General features: G+C 48.1%; 23 protein-coding genes, 1 other RNA gene and 1 pseudogene. 9 read left to right on the top strand and 16 right to left on the bottom strand.

Annotated features, from left to right (window positions below):
• Positions 1 to 430 precede the first annotated feature (430 nt).
• From Dvar_RS15330 to Dvar_RS15275, 12 genes and pseudogenes are all read right to left on the bottom strand, one after another.
• The gene (locus Dvar_RS15330) at positions 431 to 673 is read right to left on the bottom strand and encodes a nucleotidyltransferase family protein (protein ID WP_419664115.1); all 243 of its coding nucleotides are present in this window, start codon (positions 671 to 673) and stop codon (positions 431 to 433) included.
• 277 nt (positions 674 to 950) lie between these two features.
• On the bottom strand, positions 951 to 1,175 hold the full coding sequence (locus Dvar_RS15325; RefSeq protein WP_419662569.1) for a type II toxin-antitoxin system HicA family toxin: 225 nt from the start codon (positions 1,173 to 1,175) through the stop codon (positions 951 to 953).
• Positions 1,176 to 1,177: 2 nt separating this feature from the next.
• Positions 1,178 to 1,390, bottom strand: a pseudogene (locus tag Dvar_RS15320) (type II toxin-antitoxin system HicB family antitoxin); the annotation flags it as partial.
• Positions 1,391 to 2,254: 864 nt separating this feature from the next.
• Positions 2,255 to 3,415: an ATP-binding protein gene (locus Dvar_RS15315; RefSeq protein WP_419662568.1), complete on the bottom strand. Its 1,161-nt coding sequence runs from the start codon at positions 3,413 to 3,415 to the stop codon at positions 2,255 to 2,257.
• Positions 3,416 to 3,680: 265 nt separating this feature from the next.
• Complete coding sequence (locus Dvar_RS15310) at positions 3,681 to 3,854, bottom strand: hypothetical protein (RefSeq protein ID WP_419662567.1); 174 nt, start codon at positions 3,852 to 3,854, stop codon at positions 3,681 to 3,683.
• 361 nt (positions 3,855 to 4,215) lie between these two features.
• Positions 4,216 to 4,632, bottom strand: a complete 417-nt coding sequence (locus Dvar_RS15305) for a type II toxin-antitoxin system VapC family toxin (protein ID WP_419662566.1) — start codon at positions 4,630 to 4,632, stop codon at positions 4,216 to 4,218.
• On the bottom strand, positions 4,626 to 4,904 hold the full coding sequence (locus Dvar_RS15300) for a type II toxin-antitoxin system Phd/YefM family antitoxin (RefSeq protein ID WP_419662565.1): 279 nt from the start codon (positions 4,902 to 4,904) through the stop codon (positions 4,626 to 4,628). The genes Dvar_RS15305 and Dvar_RS15300 overlap by 7 nt, the downstream gene beginning before the upstream one ends.
• 91 nt (positions 4,905 to 4,995) lie before the next feature.
• Positions 4,996 to 5,388, bottom strand: coding sequence for a type II toxin-antitoxin system VapC family toxin (locus tag Dvar_RS15295; RefSeq protein WP_419662564.1), 393 nt, complete (start codon positions 5,386 to 5,388; stop codon positions 4,996 to 4,998).
• Positions 5,385 to 5,645 carry an antitoxin gene (locus Dvar_RS15290; RefSeq protein ID WP_419662563.1) on the bottom strand — a complete coding sequence of 87 codons (261 nt, stop codon included), beginning with the start codon at positions 5,643 to 5,645 and terminating at the stop codon, positions 5,385 to 5,387. The genes Dvar_RS15295 and Dvar_RS15290 overlap by 4 nt, the downstream gene beginning before the upstream one ends.
• A gap of 116 nt (positions 5,646 to 5,761) precedes the next feature.
• Positions 5,762 to 6,151, bottom strand: coding sequence for a hypothetical protein (locus Dvar_RS15285; RefSeq protein WP_419662562.1), 390 nt, complete (start codon positions 6,149 to 6,151; stop codon positions 5,762 to 5,764).
• Positions 6,152 to 6,246: 95 nt separating this feature from the next.
• A complete protein-coding gene (locus tag Dvar_RS15280) occupies positions 6,247 to 6,627 on the bottom strand; it encodes a type II toxin-antitoxin system VapC family toxin (protein WP_419662561.1) in 381 nt (126 codons plus the stop codon).
• The gene (locus tag Dvar_RS15275) at positions 6,617 to 6,829 is read right to left on the bottom strand and encodes a hypothetical protein (RefSeq protein WP_419662560.1); all 213 of its coding nucleotides are present in this window, start codon (positions 6,827 to 6,829) and stop codon (positions 6,617 to 6,619) included. Before Dvar_RS15275 ends, Dvar_RS15280 begins: the two co-directional genes overlap by 11 nt.
• A 539-nt stretch (positions 6,830 to 7,368) precedes the next feature.
• Between Dvar_RS15275 and Dvar_RS15270 the strand changes: the two genes are divergently transcribed.
• The 5 genes from Dvar_RS15270 to Dvar_RS15250 all read left to right on the top strand — a co-directional run bounded on the left by Dvar_RS15270 (position 7,369) and on the right by Dvar_RS15250 (position 11,391).
• Positions 7,369 to 7,917: a hypothetical protein gene (locus tag Dvar_RS15270; RefSeq protein WP_419662559.1), complete on the top strand. Its 549-nt coding sequence runs from the start codon at positions 7,369 to 7,371 to the stop codon at positions 7,915 to 7,917.
• 157 nt (positions 7,918 to 8,074) lie between these two features.
• Complete coding sequence (locus Dvar_RS15265; protein WP_419662558.1) at positions 8,075 to 8,623, top strand: hypothetical protein; 549 nt, start codon at positions 8,075 to 8,077, stop codon at positions 8,621 to 8,623.
• 426 nt (positions 8,624 to 9,049) lie between these two features.
• Positions 9,050 to 9,751, top strand: coding sequence for a response regulator transcription factor (locus Dvar_RS15260; protein WP_419662557.1), 702 nt, complete (start codon positions 9,050 to 9,052; stop codon positions 9,749 to 9,751).
• A gap of 94 nt (positions 9,752 to 9,845) precedes the next feature.
• Positions 9,846 to 10,541: a response regulator transcription factor gene (locus tag Dvar_RS15255; RefSeq protein ID WP_419662556.1), complete on the top strand. Its 696-nt coding sequence runs from the start codon at positions 9,846 to 9,848 to the stop codon at positions 10,539 to 10,541.
• A 154-nt stretch (positions 10,542 to 10,695) separates the two neighbouring features.
• Positions 10,696 to 11,391: a response regulator transcription factor gene (locus tag Dvar_RS15250; protein WP_419662555.1), complete on the top strand. Its 696-nt coding sequence runs from the start codon at positions 10,696 to 10,698 to the stop codon at positions 11,389 to 11,391.
• 36 nt (positions 11,392 to 11,427) lie between these two features.
• Here Dvar_RS15250 and Dvar_RS15245 read toward each other — a convergent pair whose 3' ends face one another.
• The gene (locus Dvar_RS15245) at positions 11,428 to 12,183 is read right to left on the bottom strand and encodes a LuxR C-terminal-related transcriptional regulator (protein ID WP_419662554.1); all 756 of its coding nucleotides are present in this window, start codon (positions 12,181 to 12,183) and stop codon (positions 11,428 to 11,430) included.
• A gap of 595 nt (positions 12,184 to 12,778) precedes the next feature.
• Between Dvar_RS15245 and Dvar_RS15240 the strand changes: the two genes are divergently transcribed.
• Positions 12,779 to 14,353: a class I adenylate-forming enzyme family protein gene (locus Dvar_RS15240; protein ID WP_419664114.1), complete on the top strand. Its 1,575-nt coding sequence runs from the start codon at positions 12,779 to 12,781 to the stop codon at positions 14,351 to 14,353.
• 274 nt (positions 14,354 to 14,627) lie between these two features.
• Here the strand turns inward: Dvar_RS15240 and dnaK are convergent, their stop codons facing one another.
• The 3 genes from dnaK to ffs form a co-directional block, all read right to left on the bottom strand.
• Entirely contained in the window at positions 14,628 to 16,562 is a 1,935-nt protein-coding gene (dnaK, locus tag Dvar_RS15235) for a molecular chaperone DnaK (RefSeq protein ID WP_419662553.1), read from the bottom strand.
• A gap of 47 nt (positions 16,563 to 16,609) precedes the next feature.
• On the bottom strand, positions 16,610 to 17,242 hold the full coding sequence (gene grpE, locus Dvar_RS15230) for a nucleotide exchange factor GrpE (protein ID WP_419662552.1): 633 nt from the start codon (positions 17,240 to 17,242) through the stop codon (positions 16,610 to 16,612).
• A 257-nt stretch (positions 17,243 to 17,499) separates the two neighbouring features.
• An RNA gene (ffs, locus tag Dvar_RS15225) (signal recognition particle sRNA large type) lies at positions 17,500 to 17,744 on the bottom strand.
• A gap of 188 nt (positions 17,745 to 17,932) precedes the next feature.
• Here ffs and Dvar_RS15220 point away from each other — a divergent pair.
• The 3 genes from Dvar_RS15220 to ftsH all read left to right on the top strand — a co-directional run bounded on the left by Dvar_RS15220 (position 17,933) and on the right by ftsH (position 21,965).
• Complete coding sequence (locus tag Dvar_RS15220) at positions 17,933 to 18,322, top strand: DUF3568 family protein (RefSeq protein WP_419662551.1); 390 nt, start codon at positions 17,933 to 17,935, stop codon at positions 18,320 to 18,322.
• Positions 18,297 to 19,769, top strand: a complete 1,473-nt coding sequence (gene tilS / locus Dvar_RS15215) for a tRNA lysidine(34) synthetase TilS (protein ID WP_419662550.1) — start codon at positions 18,297 to 18,299, stop codon at positions 19,767 to 19,769. The genes Dvar_RS15220 and tilS overlap by 26 nt, the downstream gene beginning before the upstream one ends.
• A 219-nt stretch (positions 19,770 to 19,988) precedes the next feature.
• Positions 19,989 to 21,965, top strand: a complete 1,977-nt coding sequence (gene ftsH / locus Dvar_RS15210; protein ID WP_419662549.1) for an ATP-dependent zinc metalloprotease FtsH — start codon at positions 19,989 to 19,991, stop codon at positions 21,963 to 21,965.
• Positions 21,966 to 22,034 lie beyond the last annotated feature (69 nt).

The following is a 22,034-nucleotide window of genomic DNA, read 5'->3' as shown; positions in this document are numbered from 1 at the left end:
TGGAGGAACTGCGAGACACGCGGGAAAGGCGCGAAACGCGGGAAACAGTTGCCAGAAATTGGGACGCGGATCTTCGCGGATGCACGCGGATTGTAAAAGGAAACCTGCGAGACGCGTGGGAAAAGCGTTAAGAGCCGTTATCCTGTAATGGGTGATGAGTGATGAGACGCGAGTCACCAGATTAAATGCACAGCACTAAAAGATCTTTGGATAAAATCACGAGAGATCATTCTTCATTTTCTGTAAGGGTTCGCGCAAAAATAAATTCACAAATTGTCAGTGTTCAGGCGCCCGCTCAGCAAGGCGCGAAGACAAAGGAATATCAGGCATATTCCGTGTTTTCGCAACGCCGCTGAGCGGGATGGATGGGCGCTGAAAATGTGAAGTTATTTTTGCGCGAGCCCTAAGCAGGATATCGATGGTTTCATCTTTAGACATAATGAATATTTTTTTCTATACGCTCTAAGAACTGTTCGCTCATGCCTTTGCGTTTACGCACCAGTTCAATGGGTTGTCCCAGTTTTTGCTCCAAATAGATTTGTAGACCTGCAAGGTAAGAAAAACGGGGTTCAGCCAGTTCGATAAGAAGGTCTGTATCGCTATCAGGCCGTTCCTGACTCTTCGCATAGGAGCCAAATAACCCAATTGACAGGAGACCAAATTGTTTATGCAGATAAAGTATTTAGGATTTGTTGTTGCCCCATAAAATCACCTCGATATCGCAAAAAACATTTTAATCATTCAATATCACGACTTAATTGCCATCTATCATGGCCAATGCTGATAGTCAATTTTTCAGCCGCAGTTGGGGGAATAATGGGGACATCCATGCTTTTATTCGTTCATATTTTACCGCTTGCTTTTTTGTAGGGAAAACTTGGGCACGGGCATGATTTTATGCGTTTTCTTTCCTGCCCTACCTGTTTTTCTACCAGTCCGGGCTGGAACACTTATTTTTTAAATGGAAAGTCTTCGATGGTGAGACCGATGTCCTTAAGAATTTGTTTTAGTAAAATTGGTGAAATGTCTCTCCCGGAATGAAACGGCACTGTTGTACATCTTCCATCTTCATGCCGGAATTGTTTATGGGAGCCTTTTTGACGAATTTCAACAATTCCCAGTTTTTCAAGGGCTCGGGTGACTGCCTTTGGTCTTAAAACCGGCAGGTTACCCATGATTAAGCTACTTCGATAAGCTGAGTGCCGATAAATTCACCATCAAATTTCGGCGTACCATCCTCTAATAGCATTTGCACAACTTCCTTAAGATTCCTATTTAATTCATCAAGGGTTTCACCTTGCGAATGAGCACCTGGAAAGCCTGGAATGTATCCAACATACATCCCTGTTTCCTGGCATTTTTCGATTACAGCTGTATATTTATGCATAGCGTCGTCCCTATATCATTATCTTTTTTAATATTGAATAAATACCACAGTGGGTAAACACTATCAATATCGTTAAAAGTTTCAGTGAAATTCGGGGAAATTCGGCTACGGGCATGATTTTATGCGTTTCCCAATCCGGTTGAAACCGACGGTAATCGGTGATCGGTAATCCGTGGGATAAGACCGAAGTGCTGAGACCATAAAAACTAGTACTGATTGCTGAGAAGCGAGACCTGAGGTCAGAAATCTGAGATCAGAAGTCAGTTGTCAAAAATTGGGACGCGGATCTTCGCGGATGCACGCTGATTGTAAAAGGAAATCTGCGAGACACGCGGGAAAGGCGTGAAACGCGGGAAACAGTTGCCAGTTCACTGAGATAAAAAGCCAGAAGTTTGTGATCGGTGATGCGTTATGAGTGATGCGCAAAGGACTGACAGAGATCAGAAGTCAGTTGTCAGAAATTGGGACGCGGATCTTCGCGGATGCGCGCTGATTGCAAAAGGAAACCTGCGAGACATGCGGGAAAAGCGAGAAACCGGCGTTAGGCGTTAGGCGTTAGGCGTTAGGCGTTAGGATCAACACTGCATCTTCGCACAACATGTCAACGCTTAAACGCTTTTTCATTACCGCTTCTTTTTCCGCGATATGTTGCGGCTTGAGCACAGCGGGCGTGAGACTGAATCAGTTATGAGTAATGCGTGATGGGTTATGGGTAACGGAAATTTAAATCCACAACCGCAGATCGGTCTTTCCAAAGAGCGACACCCTGAAAATATTACACAGATTATTAATAATTCTTGCTTTTTTGGTTGAAACAGCGTCTGGGGCTGATGATCATCGGTGTGAAGGCATGGCCGGTTTAAGCACCTATCGCCCGTTAAAAAGCGCAGCAACCGGAATCATTGCAACGCCATCCTGATCCTTGTACTCATTTCCCATGTAGAAAAGAAACCGCTTCACGGGCCGCTTTAGTCGATCCTCGAAATTTCTGAGGTTACGGAACGCTTTGGGCCCAGGCCGTTGGGAGGCTTTTACCTCGCAGGCATAAATGCAGCCATCCAGTTCAAAAAGAAGATCGATTTCATGGCCAGCCGCACTTTTGTAGTAAAATAATTGCTCCACCGGCAGAAGGCCTATCTTTCGCCGCTTTTCCAGCTCCGAAATAACGAAGTTTTCCAGACGCTGCCCGAAAGCGACATCCACATTGAAGCTGCCGAGAATGCCGTTATCTGAAAAATAAGTCTTGGCAGCCTTAAGATAGCGCTTTGCCGGTCCATATTGAAATCCATGCAACTTGAAAGTCAGCTGTGCCTGGTTCAATGCATTGAGGTACTTCTTGGTCGTTTGATGACTCAACCCGGATTCCCGAGCGAAATTGGAGACTTCCAGATGAGATCCGATGGATCTGGCCAGATTGTGAAAGATACCCATCAACCCATCCAAATTCTCGATATTGGAAAGCTGCATGAGATCTCTGGTAAAGTAGGTGTTTTTATAATTCTGAAGCTGCGACCGCCTGTCCGGTTCATTTTCCAATGCCTCTACTTCTGGAAACAGACCGCATTCAAGGGCAATCTGTAAGGATCGCCAGCCAGTTTTAATCTGACTGAACGCTGCTTTTTCTGAAAAAATCGAATGCGTCCCCGGACCTGCTGATTCACCCCAGCACAGGGTGGGCAGAGAAAGGATATCTATACGCCCGGCCAAGGTATCCGCAGCAGCATCCATCAGCCCCAGGCTACTTGAGCCGGTCATCATAAACCTGGCACCTTCGTTATCTACAGCATATTTCACTGCCACGGTTAAAATCGGCAGCCGCTGTATTTCATCAATGATCGCCGCACTCCCAAGATCAGTCACAAATCCTTTGGGATCTTTTTTCGCCCAATCCAAGAGATCCAAATCATCCAGTGTGGCATATTTGTAATCCGGATACCGGTGGCGCAAGAAAGTAGTTTTTCCGCAACGCCGGGGACCGAGAATCAAGCAACTTTTTTTCGAGGGTATTTCAAGCCATCGTTCAAACATACCTTAAAAATAGCATGGATATTTTTAAAGTCAATATTTTAAATAGCGCGGTAAAATTGAAACACTTAAAAGAAAGCCCGGGAAATTTGCGGGACATTCTATAGTTCCTTATGTCAAAAAAAAATTAATAAAGGTAGATTCGTCCAATTATCCGATTTTTTATTTTTTATACTCACACCCGCTTCGCTTGAGACGCAAAGAGCACGAAGAAAGGATTATTAGGAAACTTGCGGAACGTTTCAAAATATCCAAGAAACGCCTTTCATCAAGTCCCCACAGCATTCAACGCCTGTCGATCGATATTGAAAAGCAGCACCCTTTTGAGTTTGCTGAAAATACTCGATTTACCGGGTTGTGCGGTGGCAACCCCTCCTTCAAGCAGATATCGTCCCCATTCCATAAAGCTGCCCCAGGTTTCAAGGATCTCGTTATAGGTCATCTTCCAGCCAATGTTGTGAACAAACCAGTTTTGTCGAGTCAGACGTCCGGTTGCGACATTGTGTGGCTGGATACGGATGTTTAAGCCCACGATTAACAAAGGCGATCGCGTGAATCAACTCAACAAGGGGAACTTGCGGGGATGAAAATATGCGTTTCCCAATCCGGCTTCAACGAACGGTAATCGGTGATCTGTGAACAGAGGGCTGGAAGCCGTGATGCGTGATGAGTTATGAGTGATGCGTGGGATAAGACCGAAGTGCTGGAACCATAAAAGCAAAGTACTGAGACGCGAGTGCTGAGTCCTGAGACACGAGTGCTGAGGTGGAAAAAACGGTCTGCTTGAACGGGAATCAGGTCTCTTATGCATGCCAGTTTTCAACCAGCAAATCAGAAAATCCTTCATAGTCCGATGTATTTCCTGTAACCAGAATCATTTGATTCACTATAGCAATAGCGGCTATTTGTCCATCGACAAAGGCCGGTTGTCTTCCCGACCTGGTGAGCGCAGCCCGCTGCTCTGCATGCCACGTTGCTGCGGTTTCATCATAAGGAAGAATCGATAATGTCGATTTTACAACTTCTGACAGAAAGGCTTCAATCATCGAACGCTTTCGGGAAGCAGGAAGACGAAGGCATCCAAATTTCAGTTCGTGCCAAACCGGTGATGCCGTTGCAATCTCGTTTTGATAAAGCTTGACTTTTCTCATGACATGTTTATTGGGAACAGGTTTAATCATCTCAGAAAGGACATTGGTATCTAAAAGATACCTCAGCATGTCAAATCTACCTTTCTCCCCGGCGATCTATCTCTCAGGTTTTCAAAATCCTGATCAGAGAAATCGACAATTTGGTTATTTTCCCGAAATGTAGCCAGTGCATTCCAAAAGCCAACACGATTTTGACAAAGTGCCTCATATTCCTTGATTGACAATAAGACTGCAACTGGACGACCGCGCCGTGTCAGTTGTACTGACGGCCCTTTTTCGACGGCGTGAACAATCGCTGGCAATTTATTTTTGGCCTCAGATATGGTGAATTGGTTTTCCATTATGCGACCCTCTGTTTAATTCGGACTATCTAATCTCAAGTACAAGATAGCCATTTAGATAGCCATTTGCAAGTCTTTTGGTTGCAGTGTGCTATGCTGAGTATTGAACCAAGCCAGGCACGATATCAAAATGTCGATCTTTCGAGAAAATTTTATAGCCATGCTGAAAAGCAACCGCTGCGATCCAGATATGGTTCGTTGGAATTGGTGTTCCTGCCTTTTTGAGGGTATTTAGAACAGAGGCATAAAAATCGGCAGTCGTTTCATCAATGTTATGAACAACTACCCTGGGAGAATCCAGAAAAATATTGAGTTCTTCCCTATTTTTCTTTTCAAGGCTACCTCCTTTAAAGCCTGATAAAAGCTCACCAATACTGATTGCAGAAAAGCCAATGCGATCAATTTTGCGAATGGCATTGACAATATCCGTGTCGCCTTTCATCGCCAGAGAATAGATATTTGTATCAAGCAATACGCTCTTCAATCCCAAAGCTCCGGATCAATTCGCCTGTTTTGGCTGATTTTGGCATTTATCTCTTCGAACTCCTTTTGGCTCCACCTGCCAAACAAGTCATCCAAATCCTGATATTCTCGGGTAAATTTTTTTTCTTTATCAAATCCAAGGCTTTTTTTAATGATTTCAATTGTGAATTGATTGACACTTTTACCTTGTTCGGCCGCAACTGTTTTCAGTTTCTCAGAAACCGCTTCTTCAACACCCCTGATTGTAACGGATTTCATAAGAACCCCCGACAGACGATGTCATATTTTAGATTCAATGTGATGTTATAATATGACATCAAACGCATTTTGTCAAAATCGGGTATGGCGGGAGGTTGTTTCGTTGTTGAGGTTGATCAGCTAAACAATAAATACCCGATAAAAACAAACGAACTCAGGTAGCCGAGGGCGAGCATGACGCCGGTAATGGACCTGTAACTTTCGCAGTTGCAGGCGATGCCATCGATTTTTTCAATGCTTTCATTGATAAACTCAGCGATCGCATTTTGAATGGACGGGTCCTTCCAGCCGATCCAGAGGAATTCGATGTTTACAAGATGTCGGCTCTTCTTTGGCCGGGACTTGCACCACACCACCTTTGCCGTTGCGATAATATTCCTTCCAGGGGTTTCGGGACACATCTCCAGAGCAATTATCTTTCCGGATTCAATTCTGGTGGGACTGAAAAACCGCATGTTGCCATCCACGATATTGACCGTCGACAATTCCGAGTTACGACTGTTCAAATGGACACCTTCCAGAATCCGAAATGACAATCTCCAATTCTCAGCGAGTAGTGTGTTTGAATTAGCGCCTATCATCAATTCACCTCTTGCACGAATCAGGTACCAGGTAACAAGCAAAATGCCTTTTTAACCTGATGGCGATTCATCAAAATTTGACTGACGCAGTCCACGAAACTGAACCCTAAACGGCCCAGACTCATCCACAATTCATATCCCAATGCGTGCTGCAATTCATCCGCCCACTTGACGTCCACAACACCAAGCACGGCCTTGTACCAGAGATCCGCAGCCTCGTAACCCAAAAGATCCTGTATGCGGTTCATGGTTTCTGCAACCACATAGCTACTGGTGAGGAGCGCGACATTTTTCTCCAGCAGCGAAGGCCAGAGCATCTTGGCGCACTGGTGATATTGGTCGGCACTGTCAATCAGCGCGCAAAAAGCGGATGTATCGATGAAGATTTTTTCAGGATGCATTGGTACGCATTGAGGAAAAGCGTCCCACGGCCTCCAGGGCGAAGGCCTTGTTGGAATCCACTTGCCGATCTCGTTCAGCCTGCATCCTGAAACTATCGATGATGTCACGGAGCAACTGGGACATTGAAATGCCCTGTTCCAGTGCCTCTTTTTTCAACCATTTCAACTGTCCGTTATGGAGTTGAATCTGGGTTCGTTTCATAAGCACCTTTTCTTTAGTATTTCTTCCCCCAAGAAGTATTACATCATTTTACAGATTGCCGGCATCATAATGTAAGCAATTAAAAAAAATTTTGATAAGAAGATATAGCTCCGCTTTCTCGATTACACGTCTCTAAAAAAGGCGAATCGATTCACCTGCCTAATCAACAATGCGACTGTTTTGTAGCAGAGAGGAAAAAAGTAAATCAATCGGAAGAAAGGGTTATTTTTTACTACCTGGATCTTGCACGAGTCGGAGGGTTCCATCAATTTAAACACCAAGCCAATCCCCCTATAACCCTCTATGCGGCATACCATCAGACGCCGGTCGAAGATCCCGCTACCGGGAAGATGCGCTGAGATCAGCGATTCCATCGGGTTTCAAAATACATTATAGTACTAAAATACAACTTACATCGTATTGATTATTCCCCTATTCGGTTGCTATAGATAGACTATTCATGGAAAGGCTGCTTCTTTTTTTCTGAAGTTATTCAGTTTTACATTTTGAGTGAGCCACTGTCACAGAGGAGGAGAGGGATGAAACAAAGTTTAATAAAACTGTTCCTTACAATTTTGCTTACTTTGGTTATGGTTAGCCCATCATTTGGATCTGTCAGTCTTTATCTTGTAGATGGTTATGATGCTAATAATAGCCAGGATAATCAAATGTTAGTGAGTGTGGATCCTATTGGGCTCCCTTCGAATACTGCTTTTTATTATAGCTTTACCGGCGCTGGTAACGTAAGTAACTGGACTTCCTGGGACTGGAACGATGACATAACTTTTAACGTTGAATCTACTCAGCAGATTTTTTTTGGACTGGTCTATAACAATCTTACAGAAATTTCTAACGGCTCTGTCAGTTTCGGCGGTACTAACTGGGATACAGATGGAATAAATACATGGGCAATTGCAGTGCTTAATTTTGATAATGTTCCCTCCACCACCTTCAATTTGGAAATTTTGTCTACAGATACCAGTAGTGGTGATGGTTTCGCATCCACACCCATCCCCTCAATCGGCCTGCTAATCGGAACGGCCTTCTCAGGCCTGTTCATGTTCCGCAGGCAGGTGTTTAAAGGCTGAACGTAAACCCAAACTAAGCGTTTCAGATTTTTGTTTTTTTAGGGTTAAAATAAAAATTGCTCTTGATTGCAAAATGATCTGTTGGCGCCGGGCATACCAGAATAACCGGCGCCATTCATGCTGCCGCCTGCCTATAGCGCCGAAGGAGATCCACTCCGTGAATTACAAAAACCGGTTTTCAGTCCTCTCACTCTGCCTGACCTGTCTATTGCTGATCATCACGGCACCGGTGCATGCGAATTGGACAGACACGTATACCCCGGATAGCCCGGTGTATTTTAATACGTGTTTTGAATCCTACGGCTATTTGCACGACATCACCGACAACGGATTTGACGTGGGTGTGGACAGGGCAACCAGCTACAGTCTCTCCATCAATCTGAGAGACGACGCCGGCTATTTCGCGGATTGGATTGAAGTGGCTTATATCGATCTTCCCGGAGCATGGTGGAATGACGCCATCGTTGAAATCGACTATAGCAATATCGAACTTGACTTTTCCATAGCCGGTATTGCCGCGCTGAACAGTAGCGGCCAGTTGTCGGTGACCATCACCAGGCTGTGCGGTGATTTTTATTTCTACGAATCCTTTCTTGATGTGCAAGGCGAGGAGAACAGCACTGTCCCCGCGCCTGGCACCCTTTTGCTGATCTCCACAGCAATTTTGGGATTCGTGGGATTAAAATGGCCATTGCTTCGGTATTGATCCTTTGTACCCCTCCGACACTTTTCCTAATACTTCCGTTTCAAAAACGACTGCCCTTGTTGGACAGTCCTGCCTAGCCTGGTTGCATTCGCACCATCTGTTTACTTACCGGGATGCATGTCCATGGACCGGCCACCCTTCCGATTCTCATCCGACAACACAAAAGTCCGTCCAAGTTCTTCTTCCGTTCTATTACATTGCCCGCTACAACCGATTCAATGGCGGCCCATCGAAAAGCGATATTTTTTATTATTTTATCAGAAGCTTACATAAAACCTGTCATTTTTCACAGGTTACTTTTTTATTGACAGTTTATTTTAGGGTTAATATATATTCAGCTATCATTTTTTCTCCTATATTTAAACGTATGCATTACTTTCAGCAGCGATAATAGTTGGCGACATGAAGGCATTGCAGACAGCACAGGTGAGATCTATTGCTTTTGTTGATGATCAATTGACCCGTGCAGGGGAGTCAGGCCTGATTCATGTTTTCAGTTCCAACCGGGCCCTGAGGCAGTCCCTGGCAGCAATCTTGCGGACGGCAGTGGGTGCCGGGTGCAACGACAACGCTGTTTGTCCGATGGGACCGGATACAGATCAATTGGATGTCAATGCCACACTGTACCTGATCGACTGTATGGCCTGTGAGACAGATACGCTTTTAAAGCTTATCCGGCTGAATGCCAAGCGAATTGCCGGCAAGGCCCGGATCGTCCTGTTCAATGCCAATAACGGCGATGATTTCAAAGAATTTATCGATAGCGGCATTGTCGGCGGTGTTTTTTATCGGAACGATTCCATGGCTGCCTTTATTAAAGGCATGCGGGCAATCCTCGCAGGCGGGAAATGGCTTTCCCGGGTTTCATCTCAGGAGTTACAGCCGACGGCAACCGTTCCGGACGTGTCGGGACTGAAAAAACAATGGGAACTGTTATCAAACCGTGAACGGGAAGTACTTCACTGTATCGCCAAAGGCATGAACAATAGCGGCATCGCCCAAAAATACGACATCAGCCAGCATACGGTAAAAACGCACGTCTACAACATTTACCGAAAGATCCAGGTGACGAACCGTATGCAAGCGTCCAATTGGGCCAAGGCAAACAGTTATAAAAATATAGAATAAACATCGCCCCAAGCTTTCAGCTTGCTTTGTCCGGCGTTTCAGTACGATTTTGAATACATGCTATTCTAACACCTAACTGTCGCGGGCTATTAAAGTGAACACCTACTCCTGTTCCATCGCCAACTATCAGAGTCTACCTGAATTCCTGATTGTCAGTGCCCACCTGAATCCGTCCAAATCGCTGATGATGCAACTGAACATGGAATTCTCGGTAACCCCGCAATGGTATGACCACCTGCCCCAAGGAATGGCGATCCTGCCCCTTACCAAACCTTGTTTTATTCTGGTCGACTGCCATGGTTTAACACCGGAGGCGATCCAGGACAATCTGGACACGATCACCGCCCATGCATCCGAGCAGTCTTTCATTGCACTTTACAATGTCGACTTCTCCAATAACCGATTGGCAACAATGACCTTCCGTTATAAAATTCGAGGCATTTTTTACCTCGATGATCCGCCGGAAACAATCAATAAAGGGATCAGACTCATACTGGCCGATCATCTGTGGCTGCCCCGGCAATTGCTTAGCGCGTGTATCCGCGCTAACCGGAATGATGATACCGAGCACGATAGTCACCGTGGAGAATTGCTATCCAATCGTGAGATTGAAATTTTAAAGCACCTGACCGCGGGGAGCAGTAACCAGGAAATTGCCGACACCATGCAGATCAGCATGAATACCGTTAGAAATCATCTTTACAAAATCTATAAAAAATTAAACGTAACCAACCGCCTTCATGCTTCACGCTGGGCAAACGATTTTTTCAGGCATTACCAATTTTCTTAATTTGGGTCAAAGTTTAATCGCAACAAAGCGTTATATTGTTCTTCGCTGTTGATTTACCCTTTATTAACGGCATATGCGTTCAGCATTTCGATTCCAATGGAACGGTTATCTGAACTGAATTGATTTGAATTGAATTGACAGAACTGAAGAGACCATGGCGAACATGATCAACTGTACCGCGTGCAGGAATACTGCATCCTCACTTGAACCGGCTCACATCTATGTCGCGGGGGACTACTCGTTTAACAACGACGTGCTGGCAGAATACCTGTCAACACACACCCGTTTTGTTTGTTGTCAGAGCATTCAAAGCAGCAATCTAAAAACGCTGAGGTTGTCCGGCCCTGGCTTTGATCGATCGCTGTTGATCTTTCTTGATTGTGCGTCCAGGGGAATCAGAAAGGTATGCCGACGCACCCGTTTCAAGCGAAATTTTCTCCAAAATCACAATTGCAAGGTTGTGTGCTTCAATGTCGAGCCCCAAAGCGATTGTGATAAAAAAGCACTGAAGCGGGGGCTGGACGGCATTCTCTATAACGACCAGTCCATATCGATGTTTTCGAAAGCCATCGATGCCGTCCTGAACGATGAATTCTGGTATCCCCGCAAAATACTCGAACAGCACCTGTTCAACTGCAAACAAGGACCTGCCGAGCCGCCACGCGGGGAAATTCTTCTTACCCGAAGGCAACAAGAGATTCTCAATCTGATGAAAAAAGGCCTGAGCAATACGGATATCTCCGATCGGCTATGCATCAGCCCCCATACCGTAAAAACCCATATTCACCGGATTTTCAAAAAGATTGAGGTAAATAATCGTTACGAAGCCGTCCAATGGCTCGACAGATAGGTGTCAAGCGCGACAATCGCCCAGTTTAGGTCTGAGTCAAAGTGTGATCAATTCAGCACCCAAAGCAACGGCCACGGCCTGAGTTCGGTTTGTTGAGTTGAGTTTGTTTTTCGCATTATCAATATGAAAATTAACGGATCTTTGGCTGATTTTTAAAATCCGGGATATTTCCCAGGAAGTTTTTCCTTCCTTGAGCCAGTTCAATACTTCTACTTCCCGTTTCGTCAAATGATACTGCTGCAGGTTTTCCACTTTTCGAACCCGATTGTAAGCTTCGGCAATATGAGGCGTTATCATCCGGATGATTGCTTTGGTGCGGTCGGTGGCATCGATAATTCCCGACCCGATGGAGATCGTGGTGAGTTTTGTCCGCGTAAAATCGCGTACACCGTAGACCCAGCCGTCACGAATGCCGTAGGCTTTCAGTTCCTCATCAATCCGGTTTTGCTTTCCTTCGTTGTAGATATTGTTGCACTCCCGCCAGTTCTGCAATTCGAACGTTTTGCTGAAAGCCATCACCGGAATGTCATTTTTAAACAGTTTTTTGGCAAAATACCGCCTCAAGAAATCTTCCGGAAAACCAAAATTCGCGGAATGAATTTCAGCGGTGCTTCCGTTCAGCACGGCCATGTATTCACTATAGGTCAAGATTGCACATACCGAATGGGTCAGCGTTTTCAGCTTGTCCACGATTTGATACAAGTCCTTGTGATTGTCGCAGCAGACACAGGCGTTTATCATCTCAAGAAAGGAAATCGTGTCGTTTAAGGAGCAATGCTTTTTTAAGTTCATCTTTTCAGGATCATCAGGCGTTTTGAAACGTCTTCTTCTCAATTTGAAGAAGTGATCAACTTGTAAAAAGTGCCAGATTCGACATAACGGACTTGATCCGGCATCCAGAACATCTTGAAAACACGGATTCCGGCCCGCGTCGAGATGACGTCAAATAAAACTTTTAAACGTATTAAAACAACATGGGGTCCTGGATCAGATCAGGATGAGCTGGAGGAAAAAACAAGAGGCGGTACAATTGGAACTGGCGCTTGATCGATTTTTCGATAAACATAGCAAAAAGTATGCAAGAATTTCATTTTTTTCTAATCGTAATATTTCTGATAGGTTATCATTATCAATGAATGCGCTGAGCAGGTGGTTTTATGGTATCTTTTTCACAAAATAGATGAAAGCTTTTACAGGGTTTGGCTCTAATTTCACCTAATTTTGCCCTCATTCCCACGCAGAGCCCATCCCCGTCAACTTAGGGCGCAGGTAAACAATTCGCCGCGTATGCTTGACCATCCGGCGGCATTTTGCTATGGCCCCTTCGTTTACCGCCATGCGTATGACGGTGAACCAAAGCGACTATTACAAACAGGAAATAAAAATCATGCTGATTACTGAGATCCTCGCCAGAAATGCTAGAATGTTTGGCCAGCAGACCGCCCTCATCGAACGCGAACCGGCAAAAAATCGCCGGGTTGAAATTAGCTGGAAAACGTTTGACGATCAGGCCAATGCCATCGCCCAAGGGCTGATCGCCAGGGGAATTGAAAAAGGAGACCGTGTCGTTCACCTGATGATGAACAGCATCCAGTGGTTACCGGCTTATTTTGGTATCCTGCGCACCGGTGCTTGGGCTGTGCCCTTGAATTTCCGGTTTGTCGCCCGGACCATTGCCGGTTGCACCCACACGGCCGAGGCCAAAGCGTTTATCTTCGGAGAGGAATTCATCGACCGGGTAAGCCAGATTCGAGACGATATCGGGTGTCATGTAAAAACATTCATCTTCGCCGGGCCTGAGGAAATACGGCCGGCCTGGGCCGAATCCCTGGATCAGTGGATCGCCGATTTTCCGACCCAAGACCCAAAAATCGCCATGGATATCAGTGATGACGCGGCCCTTTATTTTACCTCCGGCACCACCGGCACCCCCAAGGCCACCCGGCTGACCCACCGCAACCTGGAACATGCCTGCTATGTGGAAAACCGCCATCACAACCAGACCCATGCGGACAACTTTCTTTGCATCCCGCCCCTGTATCATACGGGCGCCAAGATGCACTGGTTCGGGAATTTCATTGTCGGGGCCAAGGCCGTCATTCTCAAGGGCATCGAACCGCGATGGATTTTAGAGGCCATCTCCGAAGAACAGGTGACCATTGTCTGGCTCCTGGTCCCCTGGGCGCTGGATCTTTTATTTGCCATTGAAAGCGGTGATGTCAAATTAAAGAATTATCAACTGGACCAGTGGCGCCTCATGCACATCGGCGCCCAACCGGTGCCGTCGAGCCTGATCCGGGAATGGCAGAAGCATTTTCCCAGCCACCAGTACGACACCAATTACGGATTGACCGAGAGCACCGGCCCCGGGTGCATTCATTTGGGGGTGGAGAACCGGCACAAAGTCGGTGCCATCGGTGTTCCCGGTTTTGACTGGGAGTTTCAGATCGTCGATGAGCAGTTAAATCCGGTGCCCGTGGGAATGCCCGGCGAGTTGATCATCAAGGGCCCCGGCGTAATGAAAGAATATTATAAAAATCCCGAAGCCACGGCCGAGACCATTGTTGACGGTTGGCTGCTCACCGGTGATGTGGCCCGGGTGGACACAGAGGGGTTCATCTGGCTGGTGGACCGCAAAAAAGATGTGGTCATCACCGGTGGAGAAAACATTTACCCCGTTGAAATCGAAGATTTTTTGATGGGCCATCCCCAGGTCCAGGATGCCGCCGTGATTGGCCTGCCCAGCCTGCGCTTGGGAGAAATCGCCACCGCCATCATCCAGGTAAAAGACGGCGCCAGCCTGACGAAAACACAAGTGGAAGACTATTGCGGCGCCTTGGCTCGATACAAACGCCCCCGCAAAATCATTTTCGCGGATGTCCCCCGCAATCCCACCGGCAAAATTGAAAAACCCAAACTGCGCAAACAATATGCCGGTCAGGAAGAAAGCTTTCAGGTATGACGGATTCGTAAAAAGTCCGATATCGGCGTTACGCTTCATCCTTCGTCACTGCGGAGTACGATTCGTACGCTGCCTTCGGCACCCGCGGTAGCAATATTCCTCAGGATTCGCAAGCCTTGATCTCGCGCTTTTTACGAATCCGTTCAAACGGTGACTTTTTGCGAGTTCATCAAAAATGAAAAAGCCACGCTTTTAGGGGGCGTGGCTTTTTATTGACATCGAATCAGGCTGCCAATACCGCCCTTCATCGAATAATGGGCGGCTTTAGACCTAACTATTTTTTATCCTTCACCTCTTCAAAATCGGCATCCACCACATCATCATCGGCAGCACCAGCGCCGCCACCAGCACCCGCATCGCCGGCAGCATCCGCACCAGGTGCGCCACCGGCAGCGCCCGCTTCGGAGGCTTGTTTGTACATGGCTTCGGCCACTTTATGGGAGGCCTGGGTGAGTTCTTCACTCAACCGCTGAATTTCCGCCACGTCTTCCCCTTCCATGGCCTTCTTCAGTGCTGCTGAAGCCGTTTCGATTTTACTGCGCGTTTCAGCGTCCACCTTATCGCCCAGATCTTTCAAGGATTTTTCGGTGGAATAGATAAGGGTGTCGGCATGGTTTCTGGCTTCAACCAATTCCTTTTTCTTCTTGTCATCATCCGCATGCATCTCGGCATCCTTGACCAGTTTGTCGATCTCTTCTTTGGAAAGGCCACTGGAAGCCGTGATTTGGATAGACTGTTCCTTAGCGGTGGCCATATCCTTGGCCGATACGTTCACGATCCCGTTGGCATCGATGTCAAAGGTCACCTCGATCTGAGGAACACCGCGGGGCGCCGGCGGGATGCCCACCAGTTCAAAGCGTCCCAACGTCTTGTTGTTGGCCGCCATTTCACGTTCCCCCTGCAGAACATGAATGGACACTGCCGGCTGGTTGTCTGCGGCGGTGGAAAACACCTGGCTCTTGCGGGTCGGGATCGTGGTATTTTTTTCGATCAGCTTGGTCATGATCCCGCCCAGGGTTTCAATTCCAAGGGACAACGGGGTTACGTCCAGGAGCAGGACATCTTTTACATCCCCTTTGAGTACGCCGCCCTGAATGGCCGCACCCAGCGCCACCACTTCATCGGGATTCACGCCTTTGTGAGGATCTTTGCCAAAAATCCGTTTGACCCGATCCTGAACCGCCGGCATCCGGGTCATGCCGCCAACGAGGATGACTTCATTGATCTCTCCCGTCGACAGTCCGGCATCCTTTATTGCCATGCGGCAAGGCGGTTCCAATTTATCCAACAAATCGGACACCAATCCTTCGAGTTTGGCCCGCGTGATCTTGACATTCAGATGTTTGGGACCACTGGCATCGGCGGTGATGAACGGGAGATTAACATCGGTTTCCATGGATGAAGAGAGTTCCATTTTTGCCTTCTCAGCCGCCTCTTTAAGCCGCTGCAAAGCCATTTTGTCACTTCTCAGGTCGATCCCCTGATCTTTTTTGAACTCGTCAGCCAGATAGTCGATCAGGCGCAGATCGAAATCCTCACCGCCCAAATGCGTATCACCGTTGGTGGACTTGACTTCAAACACACCTTCACCGATCTCAAGGATTGAAATATCGAAGGTCCCCCCACCCAGGTCGAAAACAGCAATCTTTTCCTCGGTACGTTTGTCCAGACCATAGGCCAGCGAGGCGGCGGTGGGTTCGTTGATGATGCGCTGTACGTTGAGGCCGGCGATCTTACCGGCGTCCTTTGTGGCCTGGCGCTGACTATCGTTAAAATAGGCCGGTACGGTAATGACCGCATCCGTAATCGTTTCTCCTAAATAATCCTCGGCGTACTTTTTGATGTGGGCGAGAATAAACGAAGAAATTTCGGCCGGACTATGCAGTTTTCCTCTCAAGTCGATGCGAACATCGCCATTTTCCGCCTGTTTGATGTGGTAAGGAAGAATCTGGACATCTTTCTGAACCTCGGCAGACGAAAATTTACGACCAATCAGCCGCTTGACGGCAAAAACCGTGTTTTCCGGGTTGGTGATCGCCTGGCGTTTGGCAACCTGACCCACCATCCGTTCTCCACTTTCGCTGACGGCCACAACCGACGGGGTGGTCCGCCCCCCTTCCGCGTTGGTAATGACTTTTGCATCGCCGCCGTCCATGACCGCCACGCAGGAATTGGTGGTCCCCAGATCGATTCCGATAATCTTGCCCATATGGTATTCCTCCTTAACCTTCAACAATCCTATAGTGTAAAAATTAATTATGCGTTGGTATCAACTGATTTCTCTTGTGTTTGCCCCTTTTGGGAAGCTTTGGAAACCACGACCATGGCGGGACGCAGCAGCCGATCATGGATCATGTATCCTTTTTGGTATTCCTGTACCACCGTGTTGGGTGGATGATCCTGGCTTTCCTCCTGACACATGGCCTGGTGAAATGTCGGATCAAACGGCTCCCCCAATGCCTCAATCGGCGCGACATGGTGCTTTTCCAAAATTTTCATCACCTCGGCCAGCGTCAGCGACACGCCATCAACGACACTTTGACCATTTTGGTTGTCAGCTGAAGCCGATTCAATCGCACGCTCAAGGTTGTCTACAATGGTGAGCAATTGGCGAATCAAATTTTCGGTGGCGTACTTTTTCAAGTCTTCCATTTCGCGGTTGGTCCGCTTTTTGTAATTTTCAAATTCAGCGGCCATCCTTAACATACGGTCATGATTCTCACGCGCCTCCGCCTGGGCGGCATTTACTTTTTCTTCGAGCTCCTTCAGCGGATCCACGGTTTCTGACGCTTCATCCGCCTGCCCATTTTCATTTGGTAACGTTGAAGGTGCATCCTCGGAATTTCTTTCGCTCTCATCCTCGATAATAATATTTTTCTTTTTTGCCATCAGCTCCTGTCTCTCCTGATTATGCTTTATTTTCTCATTGTAAGAGGCCGGTGGGCGTCTGACCGTTTAAAAGCGCTTGAATTATTTGCGCTTGACAACAATCAAGACCGCAAAGTTGTTAGATAATAAGACCAGATGGTGGCTTGTCAAGGATAAGCCAAGGCCTTGGACGACTAAAATAATTAATTGTAAATCTGGTAGGTTGCTACTTTTCAGGGGATTATTTCTAAATGGTGTGCAGATTGAAGAAAAGTTGGTTGTGCACCCCCCATCGGGATAATCCGAAAAATCAGTGTCACCATCTGACCGGGATCGATCCACGACACAGACTGCATCCCTTATCGCTGCTTCCTTCCGGACCTGACGAGGTTCGAGACCGTCTGTTGCGCGGCGGCCGGTCAAAATGACCTGATTGTATCGCAATTAACTCTCAGGAGGGAATTCAGCCCCGCATAAAGCGGATTTCGGGTATAGGGCACCGCTGGCTCCCCGCCTAGCACAACCGCAGCCTCTATAGTACAGATCACCCTGCTTTTTCAAGAGATAAGTGAGCCGTATTCGTGGGACGGTATCTCAAAGCCTATTTGCAGGATCAGCGCTGAAGTGTTGACTTCGCGCCTGCTATGCAATAAATCAATAGGTTACGAAGATATAAAAAAATCCCCAGAATTGAATCGGAAGGGACCTCGCATGGCACGATCCGTTCTCTTGGTTGGCCTACTACTCGTCTTATCCATCATCACCGGCTGTGCCGCCCTGGTTATCGGTGCCGGCGCCGGCGCCGGGGTATATACATATGTTAAAGGAGAATTGATCAGCGCTTACGCAGCCGACGTCAACCAGACCTACGACGCGACCATTCAGAGCCTGAATTACCTTAAAATCGCTGTCGATGAGAAAAAGCAGGAAAACGATGCAACCTTGATCAGAGCGCACCAAAATGATGGATCGCCTGTGACGGTGAGAATGCGTGCCACGGATAACAATATGACCGAAGTGGCCGTCCGGTGCGGACGCATTGGCTTCTGGGACCGAAAAACCGCCGAACTGATTCATGTCACCATCCGCAACACAATCTGATCCATCCAACCTACTGGCCGAGGTTAAACGCGCACTGGTCGCCTATCACATGCTGATACCGGGTGACCGCGTACTGGTCGGTGTTTCCGGCGGCCCGGATTCAATGGTCTTGCTCGACCTTTTATATCGCTTGGCGTCGGATTTCAAAATCAGCCTCGGGGTGGCCCATCTCAATCACGGCCTAAGAGGGGCATGCGCCGCCCACGATGCCCGCATCGCCAGGCAGGCGGCAACGCGCCTGGGGCTTCCCTTTTATATGGTCAGGGCCGATGTGGCAAGGGTCAGGCAAGGGCTCAAGCTATCGCTCGAAGAAGCGGCACGGCGCGTTCGATACGCATTTTTTAAAAAGATCATGCGAGACGCAAACTTTTCCAAGCTGGCGCTGGGACATCACCTGGATGACAATGCCGAACAGGTGCTGATGGCTATTTTGCGCGGGTCGGGCCCACTGGGTCTTGCCGGTATCGCCCCCTTGCGCCAAAACCGTATTTTAAGGCCGCTCATCCAGGTTCGGCGCTCACAGATCGAAGCCTATGCCGAAAAAAATGACATCCCCTGGGCGACCGATGCCAGCAACCAGGATCTTCGATTGATGCGCAACCGCATCCGTCACCACTTGTTGCCGCTTATTTCATCCGCATACAACCCGCGCATCCAAAGACAGTTGAGTCAGTTGGCCGATGTAATGCGCACCGAGGAGGAATGGATAGACGGCCTGATCACACCGGCATATACCGATGCGATTGTTGGGCACAAAGAAGGCAGTCTGATTTTCAATACCAATGCCCTAAAAAGGATGCATCCCGCTTTGCTGCGACGGTTGATTCGACGCGCACTGTTCGATGTTTGCGGCACCCTGCGACGAATCAGCTTCGCTCACATTCAGGATGTACAGTGGCTGATCTGGAAAGGTACCGACGGCAAAAGCGTGCATTTGCCCCGCGGTATCCGCGTCTGCATCAATCAAAACCAATTGCAGATTTCAAGGGTCAAGGACTACCGTCGTCCCGTGGATCGGCAAAATTTGGCCGATCCAGTAGGAAAACAGATCGACGTCCCGTTGTTCTTGCCATGCACAATCCAATTTGACCCCATGGGCATCGGCATGACATTTTTTGCCTGTGGACCGGATCAGGTGCCACCGTGGCAGAAAATCGGCCCCCACCAGGCCTTTTTCGATATGGATCGGCTCCGGCTTCCGTTGACGCTACGTTCCAAGCGGCCCGGAGATCGATTTATTCCCCTAGGTGGCAAGGGATCCCAAAAGGTGAAAAAATATTTCATTGATCATCATATTTCCAGAAAGGATAGAGTCGACACGCCGATTCTTTCTGATCAGCGCCAACCTGTCTGGTTGGTCGGCCATCGTATTGATGACCGGGTGAAGGTGACATCTGCAACATCAAAAATCCTCGCCGCTGAATTTTTCTTGCTTGACACCCGATGATGCTTAATATGAGCTTGATTTATTTTACCTTGGCCTGTGGGGAATGGTGGCCGAAACTTGTCCGGCAACATTTTTGCTATGGATTTATGGATCTGATCTTAAGGAAATTATTTTTCGTTTATCGCATTTATCTGGTAAAATAAACGCGAACTCAAAATATGAACCAGAAACAAGGCAACCGCTTCCCAAACCTGAAGCATTTTTAGGAGGAACCTGCAGTTGAATCCATTTTACAAAAACTTGGCCCTATGGCTGGTCATCACGTTGATGATGGTGATGCTCTACAACCTCTTCAGCCAGCAGCAACTATCCCAGAACGACATCAGCTATTCGGAATTCTTGGCCATGGTTGATGCCGACCGGGTTTCTGAAGTAACGATCCAGGGCCAGGAAATCAGGGTCACGGACCTCAATCGAAGCAATTTCAAAATTTATGCACCTCAGGACCCGGCCTTGATCCAGCGACTTAAGGAAAAAGGGGTAACCATCAATGCCAAACCACCGGCGGAGTCACCCTGGTACATGTCCGTACTGGTTTCCTGGTTTCCGATGATTGTACTGATCGGCGTATGGATTTTCTTCATGCGCCAGATGCAAAGCGGTGGCGGAAAAGCCATGTCCTTTGGCAAAAGCCGCGCGCGACTGCTTTCGGACCAGCAGGAAAAGGTCACGTTTGAAGATGTCGCCGGTATTGACGAAGCCAAGGAAGAGCTTGGCGAAATCGTCGATTTTTTAAGAGATCCAAAAAAATTCACCCGCTTGGGCGGACGGATTCCCAAGGGCGTTCTGCTGATGGGACCTCCGGGTACGGGTAAAACGCTTCTGGCCCGGGCCATTGCCGGTGAAGCTGGTGTACCGTTTTTCAGTATCAGCGGATCGGATTTTGTGGAAATGTTTGTTGGCGTGGGTGCATCCAGGGTCAGAGACCTTTTCGTGCAAGGCAAAAAAAACGCCCCCTGCATTATCTTCATCGATGAAATCGACGCCGTCGGCCGCCACCGGGGAGCCGGACTGGGCGGTGGGCATGACGAACGGGAACAGACCCTGAACCAACTGTTGGTGGAAATGGACGGATTCGAATCCAACGAGGGCGTGATCCTTATTTCCGCCACCAACAGGCCGGACGTTTTGGATCCCGCACTGCTGCGTCCCGGCCGATTTGACCGTCAGGTCGTGGTTTCGCTTCCAGACATTCGAGGACGGGAAAAGATTCTGCGCGTCCATATGAAACGCACCCCCATCGCGTCAGATGTCAATGCCGTGATCTTGGCCAAAGGCACACCGGGTTTTTCCGGTGCCGATCTGGAAAACCTGGTCAATGAAGCGGCACTGCTGGCAGCCAAACGCAACAAGGAACGACTGGACATGATGGATTTCGAGGATGCCAAAGACAAGGTCTACATGGGCCTCGAGAGAAAATCCAGGGTCATCCGCGAAGAGGATCGATTGACCACGGCCTATCATGAAGGGGGCCACGCCCTGGTCGCCCGCTTTATTCCAGGCACCGATGCGGTCAACAAAATCACCATCATTCCCAGGGGACGCGCCGCAGGGATCACGTGGTTCCTTCCCGAAGAGCGCGATTTTCGCTACAAAGATCAACTGGAAGCGGAACTGGCCATCGCCTTTGGCGGGCGGGTCGCCGAGGAAATCGTTTTTGACCGGATCAGTACCGGTGCATCCAACGACATTAAAAAAGCCACCGAACTGGCCCAACAGATGGTACGCAGCTGGGGAATGAGCGAGATGGGTCCGCTGTCTTTTGCCAAGGATGAAGAGCAGGTCTTTCTGGGTCGGGAAATCGCCCAGCATCGCGATTATTCCGAGGAAACAGCCAGAAAAATCGATTCCCAGATCAACAAACTGGTCATGGAGTCCTATGAACGGGCCAAGTCCGTATTGACCGAACACATAGATGTGCTGCACAAACTGGCCGAACAGCTTCTGGAAAAGGAGACCATATTAGGTGCGGAGCTGGATGAATTGATTCGTCAGGTGCGGCCTGACATCGATCTTCCTGAAAGGCCGCAAGACAATCTTGATGATGAGACAGAGAAAGAAACCGATGCATCGTCGGCATCCGATGATGATGCATCCGACCCATCCGACAACGTCGCGGAAAAAACCGACACGCCTGCTGACGAACCATCGGCGGATGGGGCCGAAAACAGAAAAGACGATCCATCCAAAAACTGAAATGATGCGACTGAGTAGCCGTATGCAAGCCTAAATTCGGCGATAAATCATTGATTTGGAATTGAATAG

Origin of the sequence: Desulfosarcina variabilis str. Montpellier (assembly GCF_048565275.1) — a bacterium.
Lineage (GTDB): Bacteria > Desulfobacterota > Desulfobacteria > Desulfobacterales > Desulfosarcinaceae > Desulfosarcina > Desulfosarcina variabilis.
Note: the sequence above shows the minus strand (reverse complement) of the source record. Positions and strands in the feature narration are given on the sequence as shown.

Coding starts and splice junctions, on each gene's coding strand:
- Dvar_RS15305 (WP_419662566.1), bottom strand. CDS start 4,632: ATGCTGAGGTATCTTTTAGATACCAATGTCCTTTCTGAGATGATTAAA.
- Dvar_RS15270 (WP_419662559.1), top strand. CDS start 7,369: ATGAAACAAAGTTTAATAAAACTGTTCCTTACAATTTTGCTTACTTTG.
- Dvar_RS15245 (WP_419662554.1), bottom strand. CDS start 12,183: ATGAACTTAAAAAAGCATTGCTCCTTAAACGACACGATTTCCTTTCTT.
- Dvar_RS15310 (WP_419662567.1), bottom strand. CDS start 3,854: ATGACCTATAACGAGATCCTTGAAACCTGGGGCAGCTTTATGGAATGG.
- Dvar_RS15240 (WP_419664114.1), top strand. CDS start 12,779: ATGCTGATTACTGAGATCCTCGCCAGAAATGCTAGAATGTTTGGCCAG.
- Dvar_RS15325 (WP_419662569.1), bottom strand. CDS start 1,175: ATGGGTAACCTGCCGGTTTTAAGACCAAAGGCAGTCACCCGAGCCCTT.
- Dvar_RS15300 (WP_419662565.1), bottom strand. CDS start 4,904: ATGGAAAACCAATTCACCATATCTGAGGCCAAAAATAAATTGCCAGCG.
- grpE (WP_419662552.1), bottom strand. CDS start 17,242: ATGGCAAAAAAGAAAAATATTATTATCGAGGATGAGAGCGAAAGAAAT.
- Dvar_RS15250 (WP_419662555.1), top strand. CDS start 10,696: ATGGCGAACATGATCAACTGTACCGCGTGCAGGAATACTGCATCCTCA.
- dnaK (WP_419662553.1), bottom strand. CDS start 16,562: ATGGGCAAGATTATCGGAATCGATCTGGGGACCACCAATTCCTGCGTG.
- Dvar_RS15280 (WP_419662561.1), bottom strand. CDS start 6,627: ATGCATCCTGAAAAAATCTTCATCGATACATCCGCTTTTTGCGCGCTG.
- Dvar_RS15275 (WP_419662560.1), bottom strand. CDS start 6,829: ATGAAACGAACCCAGATTCAACTCCATAACGGACAGTTGAAATGGTTG.
- Dvar_RS15315 (WP_419662568.1), bottom strand. CDS start 3,415: ATGTTTGAACGATGGCTTGAAATACCCTCGAAAAAAAGTTGCTTGATT.
- Dvar_RS15290 (WP_419662563.1), bottom strand. CDS start 5,645: ATGAAATCCGTTACAATCAGGGGTGTTGAAGAAGCGGTTTCTGAGAAA.
- Dvar_RS15220 (WP_419662551.1), top strand. CDS start 17,933: ATGGCACGATCCGTTCTCTTGGTTGGCCTACTACTCGTCTTATCCATC.
- tilS (WP_419662550.1), top strand. CDS start 18,297: ATGTCACCATCCGCAACACAATCTGATCCATCCAACCTACTGGCCGAG.